The organism is Paraclostridium tenue, assembly GCF_039521565.1.
In the GTDB taxonomy this organism is placed as follows: domain Bacteria; phylum Bacillota; class Clostridia; order Peptostreptococcales; family Peptostreptococcaceae; genus Paraclostridium; species Paraclostridium tenue.
Map to the genome: position 1 here is coordinate 1 of NZ_BAAACP010000063.1, position 855 is coordinate 855.

Sequence of the window (855 nt, forward strand, 5' to 3'; positions counted from 1 at the left end):
TTGAGCCACACTAGCATATTGGCGGGAATAACAGGACTCGAACCTGTGACCCAATGATTAACAGTCATTTGCTCTACCAACTGAGCCATATTCCCACATTTTAGTTGTTTTATTATTAAAGTTGGCGGGAATAACAGGACTCGAACCTGTGACCCAATGATTAACAGTCATTTGCTCTACCAACTGAGCCATATTCCCGCGTATTCTTTTTTTGGCGACCTGGAAGGGACTCGAACCCTCGACCTCCAGCGTGACAGGCTGGCATTCTAACCAGCTGAACTACCAGGCCGCAATTGGTGGGACTAGGTGCTCTCCCAGCTGAGCTATAGTCCCATGTGTTTATCTGGAGCGGGTGAAGGGGATCGAACCCTCACAGCCGGCTTGGAAGGCCGGAACTCTACCATTGAGCTACACCCGCATATTTAATTGGTGACCCATAGGGGAATCGAACCCCTGTTACCGCCGTGAAAGGGCGGTGTCTTGACCGCTTGACCAATGGGCCTTGTACCTTCGGGTTATGAGCCCGACGAGCTGCCAACTGCTCCACCCCGCGATATTATTTTAAAATGGTGCCGAAGACCGGAATCGAACCGGTACGAGAGGTAAGTCCCGCAGGATTTTAAGTCCTGTGCGTCTGCCAGTTCCGCCACTTCGGCATATCTTAAATTATGTCTTCTATGGAGGCGACACCCAGATTCGAACTGGGGATCAAGGAGTTGCAGTCCACTGCCTTACCACTTGGCTATGTCGCCGTATTGGGGTGGATAATGAGAGTCGAACTCACGACCTCCAGAGCCACAATCTGGCGCTCTAACCAACTGAGCTATACCCACCATAATTGGTCGAGGTGGAGGG

General features: G+C 51.2%; 8 tRNA genes. All 8 read right to left on the reverse strand.

Going from position 1 to position 855, the window contains the following annotated elements:
• Nucleotides 1-19 precede the first annotated feature (19 nt).
• Nucleotides 20-95, reverse strand: a tRNA-Asn gene (locus ABFX13_RS14670).
• Between the two features lie 27 nt (nucleotides 96-122).
• Nucleotides 123-198: transfer RNA gene (locus tag ABFX13_RS14675), tRNA-Asn, on the reverse strand.
• A gap of 14 nt (nucleotides 199-212) precedes the next feature.
• Nucleotides 213-289: transfer RNA gene (locus ABFX13_RS14680), tRNA-Asp, on the reverse strand.
• A gap of 55 nt (nucleotides 290-344) precedes the next feature.
• A tRNA-Gly gene (locus ABFX13_RS14685) sits at nucleotides 345-418 on the reverse strand.
• A gap of 9 nt (nucleotides 419-427) precedes the next feature.
• Nucleotides 428-502, reverse strand: a tRNA-Glu gene (locus ABFX13_RS14690).
• Nucleotides 503-567: 65 nt separating this feature from the next.
• Nucleotides 568-656 (reverse strand) — tRNA-Leu (locus ABFX13_RS14695).
• 22 nt (nucleotides 657-678) lie between these two features.
• A tRNA-Cys gene (locus tag ABFX13_RS14700) sits at nucleotides 679-752 on the reverse strand.
• A 4-nt stretch (nucleotides 753-756) separates the two neighbouring features.
• Nucleotides 757-833: transfer RNA gene (locus ABFX13_RS14705), tRNA-His, on the reverse strand.
• Nucleotides 834-855 lie beyond the last annotated feature (22 nt).